Annotated in this window: 26 protein-coding genes; 3 read left to right on the top strand and 23 right to left on the bottom strand. The window is 64.4% G+C overall.

The window, feature by feature from the left end; all coding sequences use genetic code 11:
- Window positions 1–74: 74 nt before the first annotated feature.
- The 23 genes from RAD10_RS29610 to RAD10_RS29500 all read right to left on the bottom strand — a co-directional run bounded on the left by RAD10_RS29610 (window position 75) and on the right by RAD10_RS29500 (window position 22,894).
- Complete coding sequence (locus RAD10_RS29610) at window positions 75–422, bottom strand: hypothetical protein (RefSeq protein WP_461620266.1); 348 nt, start codon at window positions 420–422, stop codon at window positions 75–77.
- Window positions 423–469: 47 nt separating this feature from the next.
- Window positions 470–745 carry a DUF1467 family protein gene (locus tag RAD10_RS29605; protein ID WP_018320157.1) on the bottom strand — a complete coding sequence of 92 codons (276 nt, stop codon included), beginning with the start codon at window positions 743–745 and terminating at the stop codon, window positions 470–472.
- A 9-nt stretch (window positions 746–754) separates the two neighbouring features.
- On the bottom strand, window positions 755–1,159 hold the full coding sequence (gene mce / locus RAD10_RS29600; protein WP_461620265.1) for a methylmalonyl-CoA epimerase: 405 nt from the start codon (window positions 1,157–1,159) through the stop codon (window positions 755–757).
- Between the two features lie 13 nt (window positions 1,160–1,172).
- Window positions 1,173–2,843: a ribonuclease J gene (locus RAD10_RS29595; RefSeq protein WP_461620264.1), complete on the bottom strand. Its 1,671-nt coding sequence runs from the start codon at window positions 2,841–2,843 to the stop codon at window positions 1,173–1,175.
- Window positions 2,843–3,649 carry a biotin--[acetyl-CoA-carboxylase] ligase gene (locus tag RAD10_RS29590; protein WP_461620263.1) on the bottom strand — a complete coding sequence of 269 codons (807 nt, stop codon included), beginning with the start codon at window positions 3,647–3,649 and terminating at the stop codon, window positions 2,843–2,845. Before RAD10_RS29590 ends, RAD10_RS29595 begins: the two co-directional genes overlap by 1 nt.
- A 1-nt stretch (window position 3,650) precedes the next feature.
- A complete protein-coding gene (gene nuoN, locus RAD10_RS29585) occupies window positions 3,651–5,087 on the bottom strand; it encodes an NADH-quinone oxidoreductase subunit NuoN (protein WP_028141465.1) in 1,437 nt (478 codons plus the stop codon).
- Window positions 5,088–5,109: 22 nt separating this feature from the next.
- On the bottom strand, window positions 5,110–6,618 hold the full coding sequence (locus tag RAD10_RS29580) for an NADH-quinone oxidoreductase subunit M (RefSeq protein WP_461620262.1): 1,509 nt from the start codon (window positions 6,616–6,618) through the stop codon (window positions 5,110–5,112).
- Entirely contained in the window at window positions 6,619–8,718 is a 2,100-nt protein-coding gene (nuoL, locus tag RAD10_RS29575) for an NADH-quinone oxidoreductase subunit L (RefSeq protein ID WP_461620261.1), read from the bottom strand.
- 8 nt (window positions 8,719–8,726) lie between these two features.
- Window positions 8,727–9,035 (bottom strand): NADH-quinone oxidoreductase subunit NuoK, encoded by a 309-nt coding sequence (gene nuoK, locus RAD10_RS29570; protein WP_008547737.1) that lies wholly within the window; start codon window positions 9,033–9,035, stop codon window positions 8,727–8,729.
- Window positions 9,032–9,670 carry an NADH-quinone oxidoreductase subunit J gene (locus tag RAD10_RS29565; protein WP_461620260.1) on the bottom strand — a complete coding sequence of 213 codons (639 nt, stop codon included), beginning with the start codon at window positions 9,668–9,670 and terminating at the stop codon, window positions 9,032–9,034. Before RAD10_RS29565 ends, nuoK begins: the two co-directional genes overlap by 4 nt.
- 9 nt (window positions 9,671–9,679) lie before the next feature.
- A complete protein-coding gene (gene nuoI / locus RAD10_RS29560) occupies window positions 9,680–10,168 on the bottom strand; it encodes an NADH-quinone oxidoreductase subunit NuoI (RefSeq protein WP_026232873.1) in 489 nt (162 codons plus the stop codon).
- A gap of 14 nt (window positions 10,169–10,182) precedes the next feature.
- Window positions 10,183–11,250: an NADH-quinone oxidoreductase subunit NuoH gene (gene nuoH, locus RAD10_RS29555; RefSeq protein ID WP_038948735.1), complete on the bottom strand. Its 1,068-nt coding sequence runs from the start codon at window positions 11,248–11,250 to the stop codon at window positions 10,183–10,185.
- 10 nt (window positions 11,251–11,260) lie between these two features.
- Window positions 11,261–13,336 carry an NADH-quinone oxidoreductase subunit NuoG gene (gene nuoG / locus RAD10_RS29550; RefSeq protein WP_461620259.1) on the bottom strand — a complete coding sequence of 692 codons (2,076 nt, stop codon included), beginning with the start codon at window positions 13,334–13,336 and terminating at the stop codon, window positions 11,261–11,263.
- 5 nt (window positions 13,337–13,341) lie between these two features.
- Window positions 13,342–14,667 (bottom strand): NADH-quinone oxidoreductase subunit NuoF, encoded by a 1,326-nt coding sequence (gene nuoF / locus RAD10_RS29545; protein ID WP_028141460.1) that lies wholly within the window; start codon window positions 14,665–14,667, stop codon window positions 13,342–13,344.
- A gap of 15 nt (window positions 14,668–14,682) precedes the next feature.
- Window positions 14,683–14,889 (bottom strand): hypothetical protein, encoded by a 207-nt coding sequence (locus RAD10_RS29540; protein ID WP_461620258.1) that lies wholly within the window; start codon window positions 14,887–14,889, stop codon window positions 14,683–14,685.
- On the bottom strand, window positions 14,889–15,500 hold the full coding sequence (gene nuoE, locus RAD10_RS29535) for an NADH-quinone oxidoreductase subunit NuoE (protein WP_018320144.1): 612 nt from the start codon (window positions 15,498–15,500) through the stop codon (window positions 14,889–14,891). The genes RAD10_RS29540 and nuoE overlap by 1 nt, the downstream gene beginning before the upstream one ends.
- Before the next feature lie 12 nt (window positions 15,501–15,512).
- On the bottom strand, window positions 15,513–16,493 hold the full coding sequence (locus tag RAD10_RS29530; protein ID WP_461620354.1) for an FkbM family methyltransferase: 981 nt from the start codon (window positions 16,491–16,493) through the stop codon (window positions 15,513–15,515).
- Complete coding sequence (locus RAD10_RS29525) at window positions 16,493–17,689, bottom strand: NADH-quinone oxidoreductase subunit D (RefSeq protein WP_461620257.1); 1,197 nt, start codon at window positions 17,687–17,689, stop codon at window positions 16,493–16,495. The genes RAD10_RS29530 and RAD10_RS29525 overlap by 1 nt, the downstream gene beginning before the upstream one ends.
- A gap of 2 nt (window positions 17,690–17,691) precedes the next feature.
- On the bottom strand, window positions 17,692–18,306 hold the full coding sequence (locus tag RAD10_RS29520) for an NADH-quinone oxidoreductase subunit C (protein ID WP_018320141.1): 615 nt from the start codon (window positions 18,304–18,306) through the stop codon (window positions 17,692–17,694).
- Between the two features lie 11 nt (window positions 18,307–18,317).
- A complete protein-coding gene (locus RAD10_RS29515; RefSeq protein WP_026202310.1) occupies window positions 18,318–18,905 on the bottom strand; it encodes a NuoB/complex I 20 kDa subunit family protein in 588 nt (195 codons plus the stop codon).
- A complete protein-coding gene (locus RAD10_RS29510) occupies window positions 18,896–19,261 on the bottom strand; it encodes an NADH-quinone oxidoreductase subunit A (RefSeq protein ID WP_018320139.1) in 366 nt (121 codons plus the stop codon). Before RAD10_RS29510 ends, RAD10_RS29515 begins: the two co-directional genes overlap by 10 nt.
- Window positions 19,262–19,949: 688 nt before the next feature.
- Window positions 19,950–22,205 carry a TonB-dependent siderophore receptor gene (locus tag RAD10_RS29505; RefSeq protein WP_461620353.1) on the bottom strand — a complete coding sequence of 752 codons (2,256 nt, stop codon included), beginning with the start codon at window positions 22,203–22,205 and terminating at the stop codon, window positions 19,950–19,952.
- Window positions 22,206–22,381: 176 nt separating this feature from the next.
- On the bottom strand, window positions 22,382–22,894 hold the full coding sequence (locus tag RAD10_RS29500; protein WP_461620256.1) for a MarR family winged helix-turn-helix transcriptional regulator: 513 nt from the start codon (window positions 22,892–22,894) through the stop codon (window positions 22,382–22,384).
- A 242-nt stretch (window positions 22,895–23,136) separates the two neighbouring features.
- Here RAD10_RS29500 and RAD10_RS29495 point away from each other — a divergent pair, with 242 nt between their 5' ends.
- From RAD10_RS29495 to RAD10_RS29485, 3 genes are all read left to right on the top strand, one after another.
- Window positions 23,137–24,327 carry a Rieske 2Fe-2S domain-containing protein gene (locus tag RAD10_RS29495; protein ID WP_461620255.1) on the top strand — a complete coding sequence of 397 codons (1,191 nt, stop codon included), beginning with the start codon at window positions 23,137–23,139 and terminating at the stop codon, window positions 24,325–24,327.
- Between the two features lie 62 nt (window positions 24,328–24,389).
- Window positions 24,390–25,685, top strand: a complete 1,296-nt coding sequence (locus tag RAD10_RS29490) for a spinster family MFS transporter (protein WP_461620254.1) — start codon at window positions 24,390–24,392, stop codon at window positions 25,683–25,685.
- 142 nt (window positions 25,686–25,827) lie between these two features.
- Entirely contained in the window at window positions 25,828–26,031 is a 204-nt protein-coding gene (locus RAD10_RS29485; RefSeq protein WP_018320134.1) for a hypothetical protein, read from the top strand.
- Window positions 26,032–26,044: the final 13 nt, after the last annotated feature.

Genomic DNA, 26,044 nt, shown 5'->3' with positions numbered 1-26,044 from the left:
GCTGATCGGGCGAGCGCGAAGTCGCGCCGCAGCGAGCAGGTTGCGGCGCGCTCATGCCTGCCTGCGCAGGATCGTTACTCCCGCTCCAAAAAGCTGGAGCCGATCTCGGCCTTTCTTTTGATCGGATCGTAGTCACAATAGACGCTGTCCGCCACCAGCGTGTAGCTGGCGCTGACCGTGTATTTGTCCAGCTTGGCGGAGTTCAGGCCGATCACCGAGGTGCTCTTGCCCCCGTTCCATTTGAACGGTGTCGAGCTCTTGGCCTGCTCGCAGGCCATCACGGCTTCGTTGAAGACATAGCCCTCGACGAACGCTTTCAGCGTGCGCACCTGCGCGGCCATCCGCCATTCGAAATAGCCGATGGTTCCAATGCCGGCGACGATCAGCACCAGAAGTGCAATGACGATCCTCTGAAAAGTCATTCGTTCCCCCAAACAATGTCGTCGGCAAAAACGTCTAGCAAGAACGTCTAGAAAGGCATTCCCATCAATTTCGACAAGCGCTCGATCGAGAGATAGCCGGCGTGATAGGCGACCATGCCGAGGCCGTAGATGATCGCCGAGATGATGGTGGTCCAGATCAGCTTGCGGCCCATCCGCGTCAGGATCGGCGCGCCTGGGTCGGTGCCGGGCGCACCGACGCCATCCTCGTGCTGGCTGCGCACGCCGAACGGCAGCGTCAGGAACAGCGCGACCCACCAGATGACGAAGTAGATTGCGATCGCGGTTGAGATCTGGATGGCCATGGTTCGGCCCTATGCCTGCTCGATCTCGACCAGCGCGCCGGAAAAATCCTTCGGGTGCAGGAACAGCACCGGCTTGCCATGGGCGCCGATCTTCGGCACGCCGTCGCCGAGCACCCGCGCCCCCTCCTTCACCAGCGTATCGCGCGAGGCGATGATGTCGACGACCTCGTAGCAGACGTGGTGGATGCCGCCGTCGGCATTGCGCTCCAGGAATTTTGCGATCGGCGAGGTCTCGCCGAGCGGCTCGATGAATTCGATCTTGGTGTTGGGCAGCGTCGCGAACACGGTGGTCACGCCGTGCTCTGGCAGCGCGACAGCCTCCGAAATCTCGGCGCCGAACGCGGCGCCATAGATCCTGGCAGCCTTGACGGCGTCCTTGGTCGCGATCGCGACATGGTTGAGCCGGCCCAGCATGTGTCTTCTCCCCTTACACTGTCAGTACGTGTACCAGACAGGGGGGCTTTTTGCCCCAATGTTCGTTGATCACGGCCCGGACAGCACGTCGCACCGACTCGCCCAATGCGTCGGCGTCGCGGCGGCGCGCCTTCGGCAGGCCCTCGATGGTGGAGACCACGGCATCGAAGACGAGGTCGTCGAAGGGCTCGCCTGCCCTGTTCTTCTCGGGGATGCCCACGAGATCGACCTCGGGATCGTCGGCCAGCTCGCCCTGCTCGGTCATGGCGATGGCGACGAAGGCGCAGCCGGAAAACGCCATGCGCCGCCGCTCGACCACGGCGCGGGACTTGGAGTCCTCCAGGATCGTGCCGTCCTTGTAGAGGCGGCCGGAAGGCACTTCGCCAATGATGCCGGGATCGCCCGGGCCGAGCTTGATCAGGTCGCCATTGCGGACCACCAGCACGCGCGGCACGCCGGCGGCGCGCGCCAGCTTGGCGTGCTCGTTCAGATGCAGCGCCTCGCCGTGGACGGGGATCAGGAGCTGCGGCTTCACCCAACCAATCATGTCGCGCAACTCGTCGCGGCGGGGATGGCCGGAGACGTGGACCAGATGATCGCGATCGGTGATGATCTCGACGCCCTGCAGCACGAGATTGTTGATGATCGAGCCGACCGCCTTCTCGTTGCCCGGGATGGTGCGCGAGGAGAAGATGACGCTGTCGCCGCGGTTCAGCGTGATCTCGGGATGGTCGTCATTGGCGATGCGCGCCAGCGCCGCGCGCGGCTCGCCCTGGCTGCCGGTGCACAGCGCCAGCACCTTATCCTGCGGCAGATGACCGTAGACCTCGGGTGAGCGGAAATTCTGCACGCCGTCGAGATAACCGCATTCGCGCGCGACCTGCACCACGCGTTCCATGGCACGGCCGACCACGACGACCTCGCGGTCGGCAGCCTTGGCTGCGGCGGCCACAGCCTTGATGCGCGCGACGTTGGAAGCGAAGGTCGTCACCGCGACGCGGCCCTTGGCTGATTTCACGAGGTCGATGATGGTCCTCGCGACCTCGGCTTCCGAGGGCGAACGGCCATCGCGCACCGCGTTGGTGGAATCGCCGATCAAGGCGAGCACGCCTTCCTCGCCGAGCTCGCGCAGCCGCTTCTCGTCGGTGGGCGCGCCAAGCGTCGGGGTCGGGTCGATCTTCCAGTCGCCGGTGTGCAGCACCGTGCCGGCTTCGGTGTGGATCGCCAGCGCATGCGCTTCAGGAATGGAGTGGGCGACGGGGATGAACTCGACGTTGAACGGGCCGACATCGACGCGGCCGCCGGACGGCACCACCGTCACGGGGATCTTCGGCGCGTTGCGCTCGGCGGCGCATTTGGCCTCGAACAGCGCGGCACTGAACTGCGTCGCGTAGATCGGGCATTTCAGCTTCGGCCAGAGATCGATGATGGCGCCGAAATGGTCCTCATGGGCATGGGTCAGCACCAGGCCCATCAGGTTCTTGCGTTCCTTCTCCAGGAAGCTGATGTCGGGCATGATCAGGTCGATGCCCGGCAGGTGCTCTTCGTCGCCGAAGGAGACGCCGAGGTCGACCGCCATCCAGGCGCGCTGCTGGCGGTTGCCGAGGCCGTAGATCGACAGGTTCATGCCGATCTCGCCGACGCCGCCGAGCGGCGCAAACACCAGTTCGTCGGGCTTGGCCATCACGCAGCTCCTACGGACGCGGCCAAGCCGAAGAACACCTCGCCCGCGGCCACCGGCACACGGCGGCCCTCCGCGGTGCGGACGATCAGGCAGCCGGTGTCGTCGATCGTGTCAAAAATGCCTTCCAGCGTCATCGCTCCCGTGTGGATTGCGACCCGCTCGCCGAGGCCGGCGGCGCGCTCCAGCCACAGCTTGCGGATCTCGGCAAAGCCGCGTCCATTGTCCCAGATGCCGCGGAACTCGACCCAGGCGTCGGAGAGCGCCGAGAACAGCTCCTCCGCACTGATCTGCACCCCGAGCGCGGCCAGCGACACCGCGGGCGTCGGCGTGCCCTCGGGCGCTGCAACGACATTGGTGCCGATGCCGACGACGACGGCCAGGCGATCGCCAATGGCTTCGGCTTCGAGGCCAATGCCGACGAGCTTCTTGCCACCGGCCAAAACGTCGTTCGGCCACTTCAGGGCGTAGCGCGGACGATCAGGTCCGAGGCGGAGTGCGGCCTCGAGGCTGACCTTCTCCAGCGCGGCCTCCTCCGCCAGCCCCGCGGCAAAGCCGAGCGTGGCGGCGACGGCGGGAGCGACGTCCATGACTTCGAGGATGCTGGCGGCGAGATTGCCGCGCGGCGCGATCCAGGCGCGCTGACGGCGGCCGCGGCCGGCGGTCTGCTCCGACGTGACGAACCACATTGGGCCGCGCTCGCCGCGCCTCGCTTGCTCGATCGCCTCGGTATTGGTCGAGCCGGTCTGTTCGAACGCCGCGAGCCTGTAGCCCGCGGCCTGTGCGCGAGGACCGAGCGCGAAACCCATCCTAGAACAGCGACTTTGCCGCGGCGGAGGCGACGCTCACCACGGGACCTGCGAACAGCGCGAACAGGATGTTGAACAGGCCAAAGACTGCCAGCACCGTCTTCACCTCGACGCGCACCGGATCGACCTGGCCGGCCGGCTCGTCGAAATACATCGTCTTGACGATGGCGAGGTAATAGTAGGCGCCGACCACGCTGGTCAGCACGCCGACGACCGCGAGCGTGAACAGGTTCGCCTTGATGGCGGCGACGAAGACGTACCATTTGGCGAAGAAGCCCGCGAGCGGCGGAATGCCCGCGAGCGAGAACAGCAGCATCGCGAACATGAAGGCGAGCAGCGGATTGGTCCGCGACAGGCCGGCGAAATCGCTGATCTGCTCGACCGCCTGGCCGTTGCGGCGCATGGCGAGGATGATCGAGAACGAGCCAAGCGTCATCGCGACATAGATCACGATGTACATCAAGACGCCCTGCGCGCCTTCGACCGTGCCGGAGGCAAGGCCGACCAGCGCGAAACCCATGTGGCCGATCGAGGAATAGGCCATCAGGCGCTTGATGTTGCTCTGGCCGATCGCGGCGAAGGAGCCGAGCGCCATCGAGGCGATCGCCACGAACACCAGGATCTGCTGCCACTGCGAGACGATGCCGGGGAAGGCGGTGAGCGTGACGCGGGTGAACACGGCGAGCGCGGCGACCTTGGGCGCCGACGCGAAGAAGGCGGTGACCGGGGTCGGCGCGCCCTCATACACATCAGGCGTCCACATGTGGAACGGCACGGCCGAAACCTTGAAGCAGAGGCCGACGAGCAGGAAGACCAGACCGAACACGAGGCCGACATTCGAGACCGTCGCGGCCGCCGCGATACCGGTGAAGCTGACCGTGCCGGTGAAGCCGTAGATCAGCGAGGCGCCGTACAGCAGCATGCCCGAGGACAGTGCGCCGAGCACGAAATACTTCAGGCCGGCTTCGGTCGACTTGGCGTTGTCGCGGTTGGAGGCCGCCACGACATAGAGCGCCAGCGACATCAATTCGAGGCCGAGATAGAGCGAGATCAGGTCGCCGGCCGAGATCAGCACCATCATGCCGAGCGTCGAGAGCAGCACCAGGATGGCGTATTCGAAGATCCGGCGCGAGGGGTCGGACAGGAACTCGGTCGACAGCACCAGCGTCACCGCCGAGCCGATCAGGGCCAGGATCTTCATGAAGCGGGCGAAGTCGTCGACGATGAAGCTGCCGCCGAAGGTCACCTGCTTGCCCGCGGGCAGCATGTATTCGAGCACGCCGACCACGACCAGGAGCACGACCGCCAGCGAGGTGACGGCACCGGTCGTCCCCTGCCCGCGATAGGCGCCCAGCATCAGCAGAGCCATGGCGCCGATCGCGAGCACGATCTCGGGCAGCACCGGCGCCAGTTGATAACCTGCAGTCTCAAAGCTCATGGCGATATCCTGACCTGCCCGATCACTGGAGCAGTGCGGCGGCCTTCACGGCCGTCACAGCGGTGTTGTAGTTGTTGACGAGTTGCTGGACCGAAGCGGCCGACATGTCGAGCACCGGCTTCGGATAGACGCCGAACAGGATCGTCAGCGCGATCATCGGGAACAGCGTCAGGCACTCCCGGAAGGTGAGATCCTTCATGCTCGCCAGCGACGGCTTGACCAGCGCCCCGAACACGACCTTGCGGTAGAGCCACAGCGCGTAGCACGCCGAGAAGATCACGCCGAAGGTGGCGAAGAACGCGGTCGGGATCGAGACCTTGAAGGTGCCGAGCAGCGTCATGAACTCGCCGACGAAGCCGCTGGTGCCGGGCAGACCGACATTGGCCATGGTGAAGATCATGAAGGTCAGCGCGTAGAGCGGCATCCGGTTGACGAGGCCGCCATAGGCCGCGATCTCGCGGGTGTGCAGGCGGTCGTAGACGACGCCGACGCAGAGGAACAGCGCGCCGGAGACGATGCCGTGCGAGATCATCTGGAACACGCCGCCGGCGACGCCCTGCATGGTGCCGGCGAAGATGCCCATGGTGACGAAGCCCATGTGAGCGACCGAGGAGTACGCGATCAGCTTCTTCATGTCCTCCTGCATCAAGGCCACCAGCGAGGTGTAGATGATGGCGATGGCCGAGAGCGTGAAGATCAGTGGCGCGAAGTCGTGCGAGGCCAGCGGGAACATCGGCAGCGAGAACCGCAGGAAGCCGTAGCCGCCCATCTTCAGCAGGATCGCGGCCAGGACCACCGAGCCCGCCGTCGGCGCCTCGACGTGGGCGTCGGGGAGCCAGGTGTGCACCGGCCACATCGGCATCTTCACCGCGAAGGAAGCGAAGAAGGCGAGCCAGGCCCAGGTCTGCAGCGACCGCGGCACGGCGGTGTGCATCAGGGTCGGAATGTCGGTGGTGCCGCCATTCCAGTACAGCGCCATGATGGCGAGCAGCATCAGGACCGAGCCGAGCAGCGTGTAGAGGAAGAACTTGAACGACGCGTAGACCCGGCGCGGACCGCCCCAGACGCCGATGATCAGGAACATCGGGATCAGGCCGCCTTCGAAGAACAGATAGAACAGCACGAGATCGAGCGCCGAGAAGGTGCCGATCATCAGCGTTTCCAGGATCAGGAACGCCATCATGTATTCGCGGACGCGGTTGGTGATCGCCTTCCAGCTCGCGATGATGCAGAACGGCATTACGGCGGTGGTGAGGATCACCAGCGGCAGCGAAATGCCGTCGACGCCCATGTGGTAGGTGATCCCTGTGGCGAGCCAGTTCGCCTTCTCGACGAACTGGAAGTCGGGATTGCTGGGGTCGAAGCGCATGACCAGGATCACCGACACCGCGAAGGTGATCAGCGTGGTCCAGAGCGCGATCCAGCGCGAGTTGCGCTTGGCCGCCTCGTCATCGCCGCGGCTGAGATAGACGATCAGCGCGCCGACCAGCGGCAGGAACGTCGTGACCGATAGGATGGGCCAGGTTGTCATTTACTGGCCTCCAAAGCCGAACATGAACCAGGTGATCAAGCCGGCGGCGCCGATCAGCATGGCGAATGCGTAGTGATAGAGATAGCCGGTCTGGATCTTCACGACGTTGCGGGTGACGTCCAGGACGCGGGCCGAGACGCCGTCGGGACCGAGGCCGTCGATGATGAAGCCATCGCCCTTCTTCCAGAGCTGATAGCCGATCCACTTCGCCGGACGGACAAAGATGATGTCGTAGAGCTCGTCGAAGTACCATTTGTTGAGCAGGAACTGATACAGCATCGGCTGCTCTTTAGCGAGCTGCACAGGGATGTACGGCCGGCGGATGTAGAACAGGTACGAGACGAGGAAGCCCAGCACCATCATCACCGTCGGCAGGAAGGCGATGGTCTCGGGGATGTGGTGCATCTCCTCGATGATGTGCGGGTTCATCTTCACGGATTCGCGGAAGAACTCCTCGATGCCGTGACCGGCGAACAGCTCCTTGAACGGGAAACCGGCGACGATCGAGCCGACTGCGAGCACGCCGATCGGGATCAGCATCCAGATCGGAGCCTCATGCGCGGCCTCGTAGTGATGCTCGTCATGCGGCTCGCCGTGGAAGGTCTTGAAGATCAGGCGCCAGGAGTAGAACGAGGTCAGGCCGGCGGCGACGACCGTCATCAGGAAGCCGTACATCGCAAACGGAATGTGCGAGGCGTAGGCGGACTCGATGATCGCGTCCTTGGAGAAGTAGCCGGCGGTGAGCGGGAATCCGGTGAGCGCCAGCGTGCCGACCACCATCACCGCATAGGTGTAGGGGATCTTCTTCCAGAGCCCGCCCATGTTGCGGATGTCCTGCTCGTGGTGCATCGCGTAGATCACCGAGCCGGAGCCCAGGAACAGCAGCGCCTTGAAGAAGGCATGCGTGAACAGATGGAACATGCCGACCGAATAGGCCCCGGCTCCCATCGCCACGAACATGTAGCCGAGCTGCGAACAGGTCGAATAGGCGACGATGCGCTTGATGTCGTTCTGGACGAGGCCGATGGTCGCGGCGAAGAACGCGGTGGTCGCGCCGAAGAACATCACGACGGCCTGCGCATTCGGGGCGAGTTCGAACAGCGGCGACAGGCGCGCCACCATGAACACGCCCGCGGTGACCATGGTCGCGGCGTGGATCAGCGCCGACACAGGCGTCGGGCCTTCCATCGCGTCAGGCAACCAGGTGTGCAGCAGGAACTGCGCCGACTTGCCCATCGCGCCCATGAACAGCAACAGGCAGGTCAGGGTCAGCGCATCGGCATGCCAGCCGAGGAAGTTGATGGTCTTGCCGGTGAGGCCCGGCGCGGCATGGAAGATCGTCTCGAAATCGGTCGAGCTGGTCAGCATGAAGATCGCGAAGATGCCGAGCGCGAAACCAAAGTCGCCGACGCGGTTGACCACGAAGGCCTTGATCGCGGCCGCATTCGCCGACGGCTTCTGGTACCAGAAGCCGATCAGCAGATAGCTGGCCAGACCCACGCCTTCCCAGCCGAAGAACAGCTGCACCAAATTGTCCGCCGTCACCAGCATCAGCATGGCGAAGGTGAACAGGCTGAGATAGCCGAAGAAGCGGGGCCGATTCGGATCCTCGTCCATGTAGCCGATGGAATAGAGGTGCACGAGCGAGGACACGGTCGTCACCACCACCAGCATCACGGCGGTGAGCGTGTCGACGCGCAAGGTCCACCAGACCTGAAGATCGCCGGAGAAGATCCACGGCAGCAGCTGAACCCTGACGTCGTGGTGCATGAAGCCGACATCGACCAGCGTCATCCAGGACAGCGCGGCCGAGACGAACAGCAACGCGGTGGTGATCAGCTCGGCACCGCGCGAGCCTGCCGCCGCCGGCTCGACCGGACCGTGGCCGTGATCATCGTGGGCGTCGTCGTGATGGCTCTCGTGGATGACGGACGCATCCTCGTTGATCGTATCGGACGCATGGGCGTGCGCACCGTGACCGTGGTCGCCGTGATGCTCGACCTCGTCGCCCGAGGGGTTGCGGGCATGCGCGCCGAACAGCGCGATCAGCCCGGCCAGAATGGCGCCCAGCAGAGGCAGAAAGACAATTGCCTGAACCATGACTGAGCTCAGCCCTTCATCAGATTGACGTCCTCAACCGCGATCGAGCCGCGGTTGCGGAAATAGACCACCAGGATGGCGAGACCGATCGCGGCTTCAGCGGCAGCGACGGTCAGCACCAGAAGCGCGAAGACCTGGCCGACGATGTCGCCGAGGAAGGTCGAGAACGCGACGAGGTTGATGTTGACCGAGAGCAGGATCAGCTCGATCGACATCAGGATGACGATGATGTTCTTGCGGTTCAGGAAGATGCCGAGGATGCCGAGCGTGAACAGGATCGCGCCGACCGCCAGATAGTGTCCGAGCCCGATCGTCATTTCACCCACTCCGCCGCGTCAGAGTCCTGGAGCCCCTGCCCCGGCGCCACCTTGCGCATCGCCATCGCCATGTCGGGCGTGCGCGCGTTCTGAACGTTGATGTCCTGCCGCTTCACGCTCGCCTTGTGCCGCAGCGTCAGCACGATGGCGCCGATCATGGCGACCAGCAGCACCATGCCCGAGAGCTGGAAGTAGTGGATGTACTTCGTATAGAGCACGAGCCCGAGCGCCTCGGTATTGGAGACGTTTGTCGGGATCGCCGCCGTGATCGTCTTGGCGACGCCGGGATTGATGACCCAGAAGCCGACGGTGAGCAGCAGCTCGAACAGGAAGATGCCGCCGATCACGAGGCCCACCGGCAGGTACTCGATGAAGCCCTCGCGCAGCTCGGTGAAGTCCACGTCGAGCATCATGATCACGAACAGGAACAGCACCGCGACCGCGCCGACATAGACGACGATCAGGATCATCGCCAGGAACTCGGCGCCCATCAGCACGAACAGGCCGGAGGCGTTGACGAAGGCCAGGATCAGGTACAGCACGGAGTGCACGGGATTGCGCGAGACAATCACCATCACGGCCGAGGCGACGCAGACGCCGGCGAAGAGATAGAAGAACAGCGCGGGAAGGATCATGCCCTCACCTCACCGGTACGGCGCGTCGAGCTCGATCGCTTTCGCGATCTCGCGTTCCCAGCGGTCGCCGTTGGCGAGCAGCTTGGCCTTGTCATAGAACAGTTCCTCGCGGGTCTCGGTCGCGAACTCGAAGTTCGGACCTTCGACGATGGCGTCGACCGGACAGGCCTCCTGGCAGAGGCCGCAATAGATGCACTTCACCATGTCGATGTCGTAGCGCACGGTGCGGCGGGTGCCGTCGTTGCGGCGGGGGCCGGCCTCGATGGTGATGGCCTGCGCGGGACAGACCGCTTCGCAGAGCTTGCAGGCGATGCAACGCTCTTCGCCGTTGGGATAGCGGCGCAGCGCATGCTCACCGCGGAAGCGCGGCGAGATCGGGCCCTTCTCGAACGGATAGTTCAGGGTCGGCTTCGGCTGGAAGAAATAGCGCATGGCGAGGAAGAACGCCGAGACGAATTCCGACAGCAGAAGCGAGCGTGCAGTGGCGTTGATGTTGATACCCATGACGGCCCTCACTTCGGCGCGATGCCGGCGAAATGCAGCACGCCAGCCACCACGACCACCATCGCCAGCGACAGCGGCAGGAACACCTTCCAGCCGAGGCGCATCAGTTGGTCGTAGCGGTAGCGCGGCACGATCGCCTTTGCCATCGCGAACAGGAAGAACATGAAGAAGACTTTGAGCGAGAACCAGATGATCCCCGGCACCCAGTTGAAGGGCGGCAGATCGACCGGCGGCAGCCAGCCTCCGAGGAACAGGATCGTTGCCATCGCGCACATCGTGACGATCGCGACGTACTCGCCGAGCATGAACAGCAGATACGGGGTCGAGCCGTATTCGACCATGAAGCCGGCGACGAGCTCGGATTCGGCTTCCACGAGGTCGAAGGGCGGACGGTTGGTTTCCGCCAGCGCCGAGACGTAGAAGATCACGAACATCGGGAACAGCGGCCACACATACCAGTTCAGGATGGTGAGCTGCGGCAGCCCGATCAGGCTGGCAAGGCCTCGGACATGCTGGGCCTCGACCACGGCCGACAGGTTCAGCGTGCCGGCGCAGAGCAGCACCGTGATGATGACGAAGCCGATCGAGACTTCATAAGACACCATCTGCGCCGCCGAGCGCAGCGCGGCCAGGAACGGGTACTTCGAGTTCGACGACCAGCCGGCCATGATGATGCCGTAGATCGACAGCGACGAGATCGCGAAGATGAAGAGGATGCCGACATTGATGTCGGAGATCACCCAGCCGAGATTGGTCGGGATCACCGCCCAGGCCGCGAGCGCGAGCACGCATGAGACCAATGGCGCCAGCAGGAACACGCCCTTGTTGGCGCCGGCCGGGATGATCGGCTCCTTCAGCACGAACTTCAGCAAGTCGGCGAAGGACTGCAGCAGGCCCCAGGGGCCGACCACGTTCGGGCCGCGCCGGATCTGCACCGCCGCCCAGATCTTGCGGTCGGCGAGCAGGATGTAGGCGATCGCCACGAGCAGGACGACGAGCACCAGCACGCTCTCCGCGACCATGATGATCAGCGGCCAGAGGAACCCGGTCCAGAATGCGCTTTCGAAGAATTCCATCAGATCACGCTCACTCCGCTGCGGTCAGCATGTGCCCGGAGGCGAGGCGCGAGCATTCCGCCATCACGGCGGACGCACGCGCGATTGGGTTGGTCAAATAGAAGTCCTCGACCAGCGGCTTGAACGGCGCCTTCTCGGGCGAACCGCCCTTCCCCGCCAGCTTCTTGATCTGGTCGGCCGAGCCGGCCTCGATCTGATCGAGGCGGATCAGATGCGGCACGGCCTTGAAGATCGCCTGGCGCAGGGCGGCAAGCGAGTCATAGCCGAGCTTCTTGCCGAGTGCCTCCGACAGCGCGCGGACGATCGCCCAGTCCTCGCGAGCTTCGCCCGGCGGGAACGCGGCGCGGCCCGTCATCTGCACGCGGCCTTCGGTGTTGACGTAGATCGCGGACTTCTCGGTATAGGCGGCCGCCGGCAGGATCACGTCGGCGCGATGCGCGCCGCGGTCACCATGGGTGCCGATATAGACGACGAAGGTACCATCAGGCGCGTTGATCTCGTCGGCCCCTAACAGGAACAGCAAGTCCAGCGTGCCGAACGTCGTCATCTGCGCGGCGTTCAGGCCCCCGCCGGTTGCGGAGAAGCCGATATCGAGCGCACCGACGCGCGAAGCGCTCTCGTGCAGCACGCCAAGGCCGTTCCAGCCGTCCTTGACCGCACCGACATCGAGCGCGAGCTTGGCGGCGCTCGCGAGAATGGCGGCGCCGTCGTGACGCGAGGCCGCGCCCGCACCGACCAGGATGATCGGATTCTTGGCGTTCTTCAGCACGTCCATGAAGGAGTGCTTGCCGGCCGCGAGCTCACCGAGCGTCTCGGTGCCCGCGCCGAGGTGATCGTAGTCGTAGGTCAGATCGACCTTGGCACCGATCACGCCGACCTTGAAGCCGCCGGCACGCCAGCGCTTGCGGATGCGGGCGTTGAACACGGCCGCCTCTTTCCGCGGGTTGGCGCCGATGATGAGCAGCGCATCGGCCTGCTCCACACCCACCAGCGTCGGATTGAAGATGTAGGAGCCGCGACCGAGCGCGGGGTCGAAGGCGTCGCCGCCCTGCACCGCCATATTGGTCGAGCCGAACTTGGCGAGCAGATCCTTCAGCGCGAACATCTCCTCGACGCCGGCGAGGTCGCCGGCGATCGCGCCGATGCGCTTGCCGTCGGTGCGCGCCGCTTTCGCAGCGATCGCGGCAAATGCTTCGGTCCAGCTCGCCGCGCGCAGCTTGCCGGCTTCGCGGATATAGGGCCGGTCGAGACGCTGGGTGCGCAGGCCGTCGACGACGTGGCGGGTCTTGTCGGAGATCCACTCCTCGTTGACGGCCTCGTTGATGCGCGGCAGCACGCGCATGACCTCGCGGCCGCGGGTGTCGACGCGGATCGCAGATCCCACGCCGTCCATGACGTCGATCGACTGGGTCTTGCCGAGCTCCCAGGGACGCGCGGCAAACGCATAGGGTTTTGAGGTCAGCGCGCCGACCGGGCAGATGTCGACCAGATTGCCCTGCAATTCCGAGGTCAGCGCGTGTTCGAGGTAGGTCGTGATCTCCATGTCCTCGCCGCGCCCCGTGGCGCCCATCTCGGGCGCGCCGGCGACTTCCGCCGAGAAGCGGACGCAGCGCGTGCACTGGATGCAGCGGTTCATCGAGGTCTTGACCAGCGCGCCGAGATATTTGTCCTCGACCGCGCGCTTGTTCTCGGCGAAGCGGCTGGTGTCGACACCATAGCCCATCGCCTGGTCCTGCAGGTCGCACTCGCCGCCCTGGTCGCAGATCGGGCAGTCCAGCGGATGGTTGATCAGAAGGAATTCCATCACGCCTTCGCGTGCCTTCTTCACCATCGGCGAACGAGTCGAGATCTCCGGCGGCTCGCCCTTGGGGCCCGGACGGCAGTCGCGCACGCCCCAGGCGCAGCTCGCGACCGGCTTCGGGCCGCCCTTCACTTCGACGAGGCACATCCGGCAATTGCCGGCGATCGACAGCCGCTCGTGATAGCAGAAGCGCGGAATCTCGGCGCCGGCCGCCTCGCACGCCTGAAGCAGCGTGTACTCGGCGGGGACATCGATCTCTTTGCCGTCGATGATGAGCTTGGTCATTCTCTCTACTCCGCCGCGACCATGTTCACGGGATCGCGGACGCCGATATCGTCAATGTCGGCCCTGTGCGAATATTGGTCGATGCGCGCTTCGATCTCATGACGGAAATGCGCGATCAGGCCCTGGATCGGCCATGCCGCAGCATCGCCGAGTGCGCAGATGGTGTGGCCTTCGACCTGCTTCGTCACCTCGAGCAGCATGTCGATCTCGCGCTTGTGGGCGCGGCCTTCGGCCATGCGGGTGAGCACGCGCCACATCCAGCCCGTACCCTCGCGGCACGGCGTGCACTGGCCGCAGCTCTCGTGCTTGTAGAAATAGGAGATGCGGGCGATGGCGCGGATCAGGTCAGTCGACTTGTCCATCACGATCACGGCCGCGGTGCCGAGGCCCGAGCGCAGCTTGCTCAGACTGTCGAAATCCATCGGCGTGTCGATGATCTGCTCGGCCGGCACCATGCGCACCGACGAGCCGCCGGGGATCACGGCCTTGAGGTTGTCCCAGCCGCCGCGGATGCCGCCGCAATGCTTGTCGATCAGCTCACGGAACGGAATGCCCATGGCCTCTTCGACGTTGCAGGGCCGCTCGACATGGCCGGAGATGCAGAAGAGCTTGGTGCCGACATTGTTCGGACGGCCGATGCCGGCGAACCAAGCCGCGCCACGGCGCAGGATGTCGGGCGCCACCGCGATCGACTCGACGTTGTTGACAGTGGTCGGGCAGCCGAACAGGCCGACATTGGCCGGGAACGGCGGCTTCAGCCGCGGCTGGCCCTTCTTGCCTTCGAGGCTTTCGAGCAGCGCGGTTTCCTCGCCGCAGATATAGGCGCCAGCGCCGTGGGCGACGTAGATGTCGAACGGCCAGCCGTTGACGTTATCCTTGCCGACCAGCTTGGCCTCATAGGCCTGGTCAATCGCGGCCTGGAGATGCTCGCGCTCGCGGATGAACTCGCCGCGGACATAGATGTAGCAGGCATGCGCGTTCATCGCGCAGCTCGCGATCAGGCAGCCCTCGATCAGGAGATGCGGATCGTGCCGCATGATCTCGCGATCCTTGCAGGTGCCGGGCTCGGATTCGTCGGCGTTGACGACGAGATAGCTCGGCCGGCCGTCGGTCGATTCCTTTGGCATGAACGACCATTTCAGACCGGTCGGAAAGCCGGCGCCGCCGCGGCCGCGCAGGCCCGACGCCTTCATCTCGTTGATGATCCAGTCGCGGCCCTTGTCGATGATGTTCTTGGTGCCATCCCAGGCGCCGCGGCGCCGCGCACCCTCGAGCCCCCAATCATGGAGGCCGTAGAGGTTCTTGAAGATGCGGTCCTTGTCCTCGAGCATATCAGTGCTTTCCGATCAACGAATGGTCTGCTTGTAGGCAAGTCCGGCGGCGCAGACGGCGAAGGTCAGCGCCCAAAGCAGACTGGATTCCAGCGACGCGTTCAGGCTGAAACGCTGCAGCAGGAAAATGAAAGTGGCCGCCACGGCGGCGTGTAACGCGATGAAGCCCCACTTTTTCATGGCACCGCTCCCCTGCACGGAAGGCTGCGAGAGACCACGCATCAGGTGCTCTCCTTCAGCGTGGTCGGCCCGGTGATCGGCGCCGAGAACTGGCGGCCGTTCTGCGGACCGGGTTTGGGCGGATTGCCCGAAGCGAAACCGTCGAGCACCTTGCCGAAGCTTTCCTTGGTCAGGTCCTCATAAGTGTCCTTGCCGATCAGCACCATCGGCGCGTTCACGCAGGCACCGAGGCACTCGACCTCCTCCCAGCTGAAATTGCCGTCCTTGGAGAGATGGAAGGGCTCGTGATGGATGCGGTGCTCGCAGACGTGGATCAGATCCTCGGCGCCGCGCAGGCGGCACGGCGTGGTGCCGCAGACCTGGACGTGGGCCTTCTTGCCGACGGGGGCGAGCTGGAACATCGTGTAGAAGGTCGCGACCTCAAGCACGCGGATGTAGGGCATGTCGAGCATGTCGGCGATGACGCGGATCGCGGCTTCCGAGACCCAGCCGTCGTGCTGTTCCTGGGCACGCCACAGGATGGCGATGACGGCGGAGGCCTGGCGTCCCGCCGGATATTTCGCGATCTGCTGCTTGGCGAACGCGAGGTTCTCCTCCGTGAACGCAAAGCTCGCGGGCTGGACTTCCTTCGGTGCTAATCGGCGAACGGACATCTCTTCAATCTCTCACTGCATGCGGCGCGCTGACTTGGCGTTCAAGATCTTGGCATTCAGGGCATCGATCCTGTCCTGCCAGAACGCGCTTGCGGTGCCGAAAACGTTGTAGCCGACGTGGGTCGAGACCTTGATGCGGTCGAGGATCGACAGCTCGGTCACGGTCTCCATCCGGTTGCTGCGCGGATCGAACACGATCAGCTTCAGCGGGGTCTGCTCGAGGATGAAGCGCGACACCGCATGAGAGCGGTCGCTGCCGTGCTCCTCGCACATGATGACGCTGTCGGCCTGGAGCAGACGGGCGCCGCCCTTGATCGCCTCGATCTCGACGCCCTCGACGTCGAGCTTGATCAGGTACTTGCCGGCGCTTGCCACCTTGCCGTCCTCGATCAGATTGTCGAGAGCGATGACCGGCACGTCCTCACCGCCCGCGGAGGGATCGCCGGCGATGCTGAAGGCCTCGTGCTTGGTGCCTGAGAGGCGCGCGGTGCCGCGGCTGGCGCCGATCGCGCATTTCATGGTCTCGAAACGATTGCCGTTGACGCGCGCGTTGTTGGCGAGCTTCGGGTAGTTCTGCCCCGACGGCTCGATCGCGATCGCCTTGTGCGAGCCGAACGGCTTGCTCGAGACCAGCACCGACCAATAGCCGTAATTGGCACCGCAATCGAGCAGCGTGTAGTCGACGTCGACGGAGTCGGCGAACAAGAGCTCGAGCTCGTCTTCATAGTTGTAGGAGCGGTTGAGCAGCTTGCTCCAATAGCCGTCGCCGTAAGGGAATTCGAACACGGCGTCGGGATTGAGCCTGATCGCGATGTTGCGCTCGGGCAGCGTCTTCCGCAGCAAATTCGCGCAGGCGATGTAGCCCATGTGCGAGAAGTGCGAGGAGATCTTCGATCCCGTCACCAGCGCCAAGGCAGCCGTCCGCTCCCACAGGTTGGCCCCTTCAAGGGCCCCCGAGGCGCGGTCAAACTGGATTGGCGCCTGCTGCCCCATCACCGGTCGACCTCTCCGAACACGATGTCGAGCGAGCCGAGGATCGCCGAGACGTCGGCGAGCAGATGGCCGCGGCAGATGTGATCCATCGCCTGCAGATGCGCAAAGCCCGGCGCGCGGATCTTGCACTTGTACGGCTTGTTGGTGCCGTCGGAGATCAGATAGACGCCGAACTCGCCCTTGGGCGCCTCGACCGCGGCATAGACTTCGCCGGCCGGCACGTGGACGCCCTCGGTGTAGAGCTTGAAGTGGTGGATCAAGGCTTCCATCGAGCGCTTCATCTCGCCACGGCGCGGCGGCGCGACCTTGTTGTCGGCGACGACGACGGGGCCCTTCCCGTCGGGCGCGTTCAGCTTCTCGATGCACTGCTTCATGATGCGGATGGACTGCCGCATCTCTTCCATGCGGATCAGGTAGCGGTCGTAGCAGTCGCCGTTCTTGCCGATCGGAATGTCGAAATCCATCTCGGCATAGCATTCATAGGGCTGCGACTTGCGCAGGTCCCAGGCCGCGCCCGAGCCGCGCACCATCACGCCCGAGAAGCCCCACTCCCAGGCTTCCTTCAGGGGCACCACACCGATATCGACGTTGCGCTGCTTGAAGATGCGGTTGGCGGTCAGCAGGCGGTCGAGGTCGTCCACGACCTTCAGGAACGGATCGCACCAGGCCTCGATGTCGTCGACCAGCTTCTGTGGCAGGTCCTGATGCACGCCGCCGACGCGGAAGTAAGCCGCATGCATACGGCTGCCCGAGGCGCGCTCGTAGAACACCATCAGCTTCTCGCGCTCTTCGAAGCCCCACAGCGGCGGAGTCAGCGCGCCGACGTCCATCGCCTGTGTGGTGACGTTGAGCAGATGCGACAGGATGCGGCCGATCTCGCAATAGAGCACGCGAATGAGCTGGCCGCGGCGCGGCACCTCGATGCCGAGCAGCTTTTCAGCCGCCATGCAGAAGGCGTGCTCCTGGTTCATCGGCGCGACGTAGTCGAGGCGGTCGAAATAAGGGATCGCCTGGAGATAGGTCTTCTGCTCGATCAGCTTCTCGGTGCCGCGATGAAGCAGGCCGATATGCGGATCGACGCGGGCGACGACTTCGCCGTCAAGCTCCAACACAAGACGCAACACACCGTGGGCCGCCGGATGCTGCGGCCCGAAGTTAATCGTGAAGTTGCGAAGATTTTCAGGTTGCTCGTTCATGATCAGACCTTCGGTCCCGCTTTTTCATCTCCCGGAAGGACCGGATAATCGGCCCCCTCCCATGGAGACAAAAAGTCGAACTTGCGGAATTCCTGGTTGAGCCGGACGGGCTCGTACACCACCCGCTTCTCCTGGTCGTCGTAGCGAACCTCGACGAAACCCGTGGTCGGGAAGTCCTTGCGCAGCGGATGGCCCTCGAACCCGTAATCGGTGAGGATGCGGCGCATGTCGGGATGGCCGACGAAGAACACGCCGTAGAGGTCGTAGGCCTCGCGCTCGAACCAGTCGGCGCCGGGGAACAATTCGATCAGCGACGGCACCTGGGTGGTCTCGTCGGCCTGCGCCTTGAGCCGGATCCGCGCGTTCAGGGTCGGTGACAGAAAGTGATAGATCACGTCGAAGCGCTTCTCGCGCGACGGATAGTCCGCGGCCGTGATGTCGGTGAAGTTGATGAAGCGGCAGCTCGGGTCGTCGCGGAGGTACTTGACCACCTCGACGATCTTGCTGGCCTCGACATCAACCGTGAGCTGGTTGAAGGCCACCGAATGACCGATGGCGGCGCCCGGAAGCGCGCTAACGATCGTCTGCCCCAGGGCGTCGAGCTTGGCGTCGTCCATGACGTAAAACCTTAGCGTTCGATGGTGCCGGTGCGCCGGATCTTCTTCTGCAGCAGCAGCACGCCGTAAAGCAGCGCTTCCGCCGTGGGCGGGCAGCCCGGCACGTAGATGTCGATCGGCACGATGCGGTCGCAGCCGCGCACGACCGAGTAGGAATAGTGATAATAGCCGCCGCCGTTGGCGCAGGAGCCCATCGAGATGACGTAGCGCGGCTCGGGCATCTGGTCGTAGACCTTGCGCAGCGCCGGGGCCATCTTGTTGGTCAAGGTGCCAGCGACGATCATCACGTCGGACTGGCGCGGCGAGGCACGCGGCGCGAAGCCGAAGCGCTCGACGTCGTAGCGCGGCATCGACACCTGCATCATCTCGACCGCGCAGCAGGCGAGACCGAAGGTCATCCACATCAAGGAGCCGGTGCGCGCCCAGGTGATGAGGTCGTCGGTCGCGGCCACGAAGAAGCCCTTGTCGGACAGCTCGGAATTGACCTCGAGGAAGAACGGATCATTGGCCCCGACCGGCCGGCCGGTCGACGGATCCAGGATGCCTTTGGGGGCCGGCGCGATAGCCGGACCTGTGGACGACACGGGGTTCAATCCCATTCGAGTGCTCCCTTCTTCCATTCATAGGCGAACCCGACCGTCAACACGGCGAGGAACACCACCATGGACCAGAAGCCGGTCGCGCCAAGCTTGCCGAACGCCACCGCCCAGGGAAACAGGAACGCCACCTCGAGATCGAAGATGATGAAGAGAATGGCGACCAGATAGAAGCGGACGTCGAACTTCATGCGCGCGTCGTCGAAGGCGTTGAAACCGCACTCATACGCCGACAGCTTTTCCGGGTCCGGCTGCTGGAACGCCACGACGAAGGGCGCGATCAGCAGCACAAGGCCAATGAGGCCCGCTACCCCTATAAAGACGACGAGTGGAAGATAGTTCTGCAGAATGCCGCTCATGGCGAGCCCTTTTTCCCGCAGCCTCGGGACAGCCACGGATTCGTCCGATTTGGAATTATTCTGAGCCTTAGCGCAGTGCACCAATGGGCGCAAGACACGCTCTTTTTAGGCCCTTTGCCGCCCCCAGAACGGTGAAAATCCCGGAATCACCCCGCGCTGGTATGGAGCAGATCGCCAAGGCCAGCAAGGGCGGCCACCGTTTTGCAGGGCAGCCGTTCTGAGATTGCGGCCGCACGGGCCAATGCAGCTTTATGCCATGCATTGCCCGAGAAAAGCGCCTGGTTTTTTGGTGCGGCAGCGCACCCAAACCGAGCTGCGGCCGCCGTCAGGCCCCCGACTGACTGTCACCCCGGCGACATAATGCCGAGCGTCCCGGAGCAGCGCGGCCGGAAGGCCGGCGATGGTCGTGGCGGTGACGCAGGACAGGTGCAGCAAAGACACCTATCCACAGGCGCAAGCGATCAGACGGGCCATGCATCGCGGCGGAACCGGGGCTGCCTGCTGCGAAGACAACTCGGGCTTGCGATATATTGCAGCCCGACCGGTCGCGAGCGCGGCGGCGGCGACGTGCAGGGCCGTCGCGCGCGCCGCGCCCGGATGAGCTTCGGGCTGGGGGGCATAGCCCGGGGGCTCATCTATCTCGGGGTGGAGGATCGGCGGCATCAGATGTCGCCGCCCTCACCCGTCCTCACCATTTGTAGGAGACGCTGGCGGTGACGCGCCGGCGGTCGCCGTAGAAGCAGGACGTGGTCGACGCGCAACTCGCGACATACATCTTGTCGGTCACGTTGATCACGTTGAGCGCCGTCCGCCAGTTCTGCCACTCGTAGTGGACCGCGAGATCGCCGAGCACCACCGCGGGAACCTCGAGGGTATTGGTAGTGTCGGCCCAGGACGCGCCGATGTAGCGAACGCCACCGCCGAAACCAAATCCTTCCAGCGGTCCGTCCTTGAAGGTGTAGTCGGCCCAGCCCGAGACCAGAAGCTCAGGCGTGTTGGTCGGCGTCTTGCCGACCAGCGTCGGGTCGAGATCCTTGCTGTTGAAGAGATGATAGGCCGTGAAGGAGCCGATGAACTTCAGCTCCTTCGTGGCGTTGGCCACTGCTTCGAGCTCGATACCGCGCGAGGTCACCTCGCCGGTCTGGTTCTGCAGGATCGGAACGCTGCCCGGCAATGTCGTCGCGACATTCTGGCGGACCAGGTCGAAAGCCGAGATCGTGAAATAACCGTCGAAGCCTTTTGGCGCGACCTTCACGCCGATTTCGGCCTGCTTGCCGGTCTCGGGCAGAAACAGCTGGTTCTGGGCGTTGAGGCCGATGATCGGATTGTAGCTCGTCGAATAGGAGACGTAGGGCGCGATGCCACTGTCGAAATTATAGATCAGCCCGGCGCGGCCGCTGAACCTGCTGTCGTTGCGGCTCCCGACCGTGGCGCCGGTGTCACGCGTTTCCTGCGTCGTCTCGACCCAGTCATTGCGGCCACTCAGCACCAGCGTGAAATTGCCGAGCTTCATCTGGTCCTGAAGATAAGTGCCGGCCTGCTTCTGAGTGATCAGGAAGTTCCGGAACGGAGCGGCCGGCAGTGCGACCTCGGCCGCCCCATAGGCGGGATTGAAGACGTTGATCGCGGGCACCCCGCCCCCGAAGGCCTGGTAGTCGTCGATCTGGTATCCCTTCAGGTCGACGCCGAACAGCATCGTGTGCCTGACCGGACCCGTGTTGAAGCGATACTCGAGCTGGTTGTCGAGATTGGCCTGATTGGCAGTGTTCTTTGCATACCAATTGTACCGATTGAGCGTGGCCGAGTTGATGTTGGCCCAATCGTTGCCGACATAGCCGCGGTAGGTGATGTCGACATGCGCAAAGCGGGCGTTCTGACGGAACGTCAGGTCGTCGGTGAGATTGCGCGCGAACTGATAGCCGAGCATCTCCTGCTCGCGCGTGAACTTGTCGACGCTTGGATCGCCGACGAAAAAGCTGGTCGGAATTTTGCCGAACGGCGCGTTGGTCACCGTGCCCTGGTAAGGCAGGAAGTTGATGCCGCGGGTGTCCTGCTTCGAGGCCGAGGCCAGCACCGTGAAGCTCGTGTCGGCGTCCGGCTTCCAGGTGAACGATGGCGCGATGAAGTAGTTGTTGTCAGGCGTGAAGTTGACCTGCGTGCCGCCGTTCTGGACCTGGCCGACCACGCGGGCGAACAGCTTGCCATTCTCGGGGCTGGTCGCGACCGGCCCGCCGAAATCGAAGCTGACATAGGCGTTGCCGAAATTGTTGACGCCGGTCTCGACATAGCGGATCGGCTCGGCGGGCGGCAACTTGCTGATGACGTTGACGATGCCGCTGGGGCTCGATCCACCGTAGAGCACCGCGGACGGACCGCGCAGCACCTCGACCCGCTCCATGTTCGGCGTCTGGAGCTTCCAGCTTGCATAGGAGGTGTAGAACAGCTGCATGCCGTCGAGGAACAGTCCGATGTCCTCGGACTTGAAGCCGCGGATCAGCCACCAGTCGTTGCGGGTGTCCGTGCCAAACGTTCCCGCCCGCACGCCGGCGGTGTAGCGCAGGACCTCATCGAGCTTGTTCGGCTTCTGGTCGCGGATCTGCTCGGCGCCGATGACGGACACCGACTGCGGCGTCTCGATAATCGGCGTGTTGGTCTTGGTGCCGGACGAGCTGCGGCCCGCGACGTAGCCGTTCACTGGGCCGCGCGGCGTCTCGACGAAGCCGACGTTGCGCTGCAGCTGCGGCCTGTTCCTGTTGGCGGTCTGCTCCGACGACCGCGGCGCACGGCGCTGAGGGGTCGTGGCCGCGCGGCGGCGCACTTCCGGCGCGGTGACCGTCACCGGCGGCAGGCTCGCTGCGCCACTCTGCGCGGACGATTGTGCAAGCGATGCCTGCGGCATCAAAACCCAAGCGGACGCCGTCGCCAACACGGCCGACCGCAGCATTCCAAGACTGTTCAACGCGCCACCCCAAAGCTGCATGTTCGATGCTCATGCCGCCTGTCCCCGGACGGCATGCGCTTGGAGGCGACGCTTATGGGAGCGCGCGAGAATTCCCTAATTGAAAGCTTCTTAGAAAGACTCTTAGAAGTGATCCAGCGTTTCCAGAGATTGCTGGAAGATCAGCGCGCGTTCTTCTCGCTCTCGAGCATCTCGGCGGCGATCGCCGTGAGCTGGTCGACCTGCCCCAGCAGCGTGTGGAACTCGGACTCGCTCAGCTGTTCCAGCAGGCGCCGATTGCGCTCCTGCGCGCCTTCGACGATCGCATCATGCGCGGTGAGACCCGCCGGGGTCAGCGAGATCAGCACTTCGCGGCTATCTTTCGGATTAGCCGATTTCGCGATCAGCTTGCGCGAGAGCAGATTGGCCAGCGCGCGGCTGATCTGTCCCTTGTCCTGGCCGACGGCTTCGGCAAGCCGCGCCACGCTCATCGGCGGCCGGCGGCCGAGCGAGGCGACGAGACCGAACTCGACCGAGGACAATCCGGTGAGGCGCTTGTAGCGCAGGATCGCGCCACGCTTGAGCAGATTGGCAAGCACCATCAGTCGCGACGACAGCATCACGGTGATCGGGGCTGACGGGTCGTTCTCGTCTGCGGGCGACGTCGCCCCGCCCCTGCTCTCGATCTGGCTCATGATCCACCTCTGCCAAGAAAGCCCGAGCCTGCCAAGTCCGAGCCTGCAAGTCTGGGCCTGCAACTCTGAGCCTGCCAAGTCCGAGCCTGCCAAGTCCGAGCCTGCCAAGCCCGGCCGGCCGCCTCATCAAATGCGACTAAGAGGCATTTTGGAAGATCGTTGACATTGTCATCGAATTATCTTTCACTGGATCCAAGGTGCCGAAAAGGCCCGGCCATCACGGCCAAAGCGGGAGGACCAGCATGACCATCACCCAGCGGGATCGTGACCTCGGCACGGCCTATGCGATGAAGCCGGCGCATACCCGCACCGAGCTGACCTCTGTCGCGCGCGGCACGCCGATGGGCGAGCTGCTGCGCCGCTACTGGCATCCGGTCGGTCTCGTCAGCGACGCCACCGACACACCGAAGAAGGTGCGCGCGCTCGGCGAGGATCTCGTGCTGTTCCGCGACAAGCATGGCCGTGCCGGCCTGTTGCATGCCCGCTGCTGCCACCGCGGCACGACGCTGTATTACGGCAAGGTCGAGGAGGACGGCATCCGCTGCTGCTATCACGGCTGGAAGTTCGACACCGAGGGTCATTGCCTGGAGCAGCCCTGCGAGCCCGATGGCGGTCAGTTCAAGGACAAGGTGCGCCAGCCCTGGTATCCGGTCGAGGAGCGCTACGGACTGATCTTCGCCTATATGGGCCCGGCCGAGAAACGCCCGGTGCTGCCGGCTTACGAGTGCCTGCAGACAATGGACGACGGCGAGATGGTCGAGGCCGATGATTCCTCGATCGGCGGCGGCGGTCCCGCCATCATCCCCTGCAATTGGCTGCAGCATTTCGAGAACGTGGTGGATCCCTATCACGTGCCGGTGCTGCACGGCTCGTTCTCGGGCCCGCAATTCACCAACATGATGGCGTCGATCCCGGAGGTGAAGTTCGAGAAATCGCCGCGCGGCGTCCTCGTGCGCTCCGAGCGCAAGCAGGACGACGGCAAGGTGTTCTATCGCGTCAGCGAGGCTGCGCTGCCGACCTTACGCGTCGTGCCGAACCCGCGCGTCGCGCAGTTCGCGCGCGTCGAGTCGATCGGCTGGGTGCTTCCGATCGACGACGGCTCCTTCCGGATCTATGTCGCCGGCCGCGTCAAGGACTCCGGCGACATCAGCCGCATGCGCTCGAAGTTCAACGGCAAGTTCTGGTGGGACATGACGGAAGCCGAGCACCAGCAATTCCCGGGGGACTATGAGGCCCAGGTCGGCCAGGGCGAGGTGACGGTTCACTCCGAGGAGCATTTCGGCCAGAGCGACCGCGGCATCCTCATGATCCGGCGCATGCTGAGCGACCAGCTCGATGCGCTCGCCGCAGGCCGCGACCCGATCGGCGTTTCGTTCGATGCCGGCGCGCCGCCGGTCGAATTCGAAGCGGGGAATTACATCCGCGAAGGCTGATCTGCCAGACCCTACTTCCGGGCTGGACCGATAACGACAATAAACACAAATTGGGGGAAGCGATGGTCGATGTGACGTCACAGATGTCGGTGCAAACGGCTGCCGCGGCAAAGCCCGCGGCGCGGCGCTATTACGTGCTGGGGCTGCTCACGATCATCTACGCGCTGAACTTCCTCGACCGCACGATCTTCAACGTCCTGATCGAGCCGATCAAGAAGGAGTTTGCCCTCAGCGACACCATGATGGGCCTGCTCGCCGGCTTCGGCTTTGCGCTGTTCTATTCCCTGCTCGGCATTCCCATCGCGCGCGTTGCCGACCGGCTCAACCGCCGCAACATCGTGGCTGTCGCGTTTGCATTCTGGAGCGCGATGACGGCGCTGTGCGGCGCGGCCACCAGCGTGACCTCGCTGGCGCTGGCGCGCATCGGCGTCGGCATCGGCGAGTCCGCGGGCTCACCGGCCTCGCAATCGATCGTCGCCGATCTCTTCGCCAAGAACGAGCGCCCGCGCGCGCTCGGCATCTACGCCATCGGCACCTATCTCGGCGTCTTCCTCGGCTATTTCATCGGCGGCTACGTCAACCAGCACTATGGCTGGCGGATGGCGTTCTATGTCGCCGGCCTGCCCGGCATCCTGCTCGCGTTGGTGCTGTGGCTGACGATCTCCGAGCCGAAGCGCGGCGCGATGCAGGAGAGTTTCGTGCCCGAGCCGCTCGGGCCGACGCTGCGCTTTCTCGCCTCGCAGCGCAGCTTCATCGTCGTCCTGATCGGCTTCTGCCTCACCACCTACACCAACTACGCGACCGCGGCCTGGATCCCGCCGTTCCTGGCCCGCGTGCATCATCTGTCGAGCGCCGAGATCGGCACCTATGCCGGCACCTTCAAGGGGCTCGCCGGCATGGCCGGCACCCTGCTCGGCGGCTTCGTCGTGGCGCAAGTCAGCCGCCGCGACGACCGCTGGAAGCTGTGGGCGCCCGCGATCACCTCGGGGCTCGCCGGGCCGGTGTTCGCGCTGTGCATGCTGACGCAGGATTTCGCGATGATGGTCGCCATGCTGGCGCTGACCTCGTTCCTGGTCGGCTTCCATCTCGGCCCGATCTTCGCGATCGCGCAGACGGTGGCCAAGCCCAGCATGCGCGCGCTCGCCTCCGCGCTGATTGCGCTCACCGCCACCTGCTTCGGCCAGGGTGTCGGCCCGCTCGCGGTCGGCATGGTCAATGACGCGCTGAAGGGCAGTTATGGCGCAGAGGCCGTGCGCTATTCCCTGCTCTCGGCGGCGGTCACGACCACGCTCGGCGCCCTCTTGTTCATCTGGGCCGCCCGGGCGATCCGGAACGATATCGGCCGGGCGGCGGCCTGAAGGCCGTTCCGGCCGCCAGCCTAGCGCAACCAAGCGGGCGTAATGATGAAACCATTTTGCGGAACCCGCGAAACCATCCGGAAACAGATGGTCCTTAAGACATGAGCCTACAGACGGCGGCAAAGCCCGTCGGGAGGCTCAGATGAACCACTCAATTCACTCTGCTGATCGTGCGACCCACCTGAAGATCGTGGTGGTGGCGCTGGTGGCTGGCATCACAGTGGCGGCCTTCGGGATCGCAGCCCGCACCAATGCCGATTACAGCCAGACCGCCCAGTCCACCCACGTCATCAAGGCCGGCAAGCCGGTGGTGGTGACGAGCGCGGGCACGTCCGAGATTCGCTGAAACGTCCCGTTCC

Source organism: Bradyrhizobium sp. 23AC (genome assembly GCF_054863025.1).
This window is presented reverse-complemented; position numbering and strand designations above follow the sequence as displayed.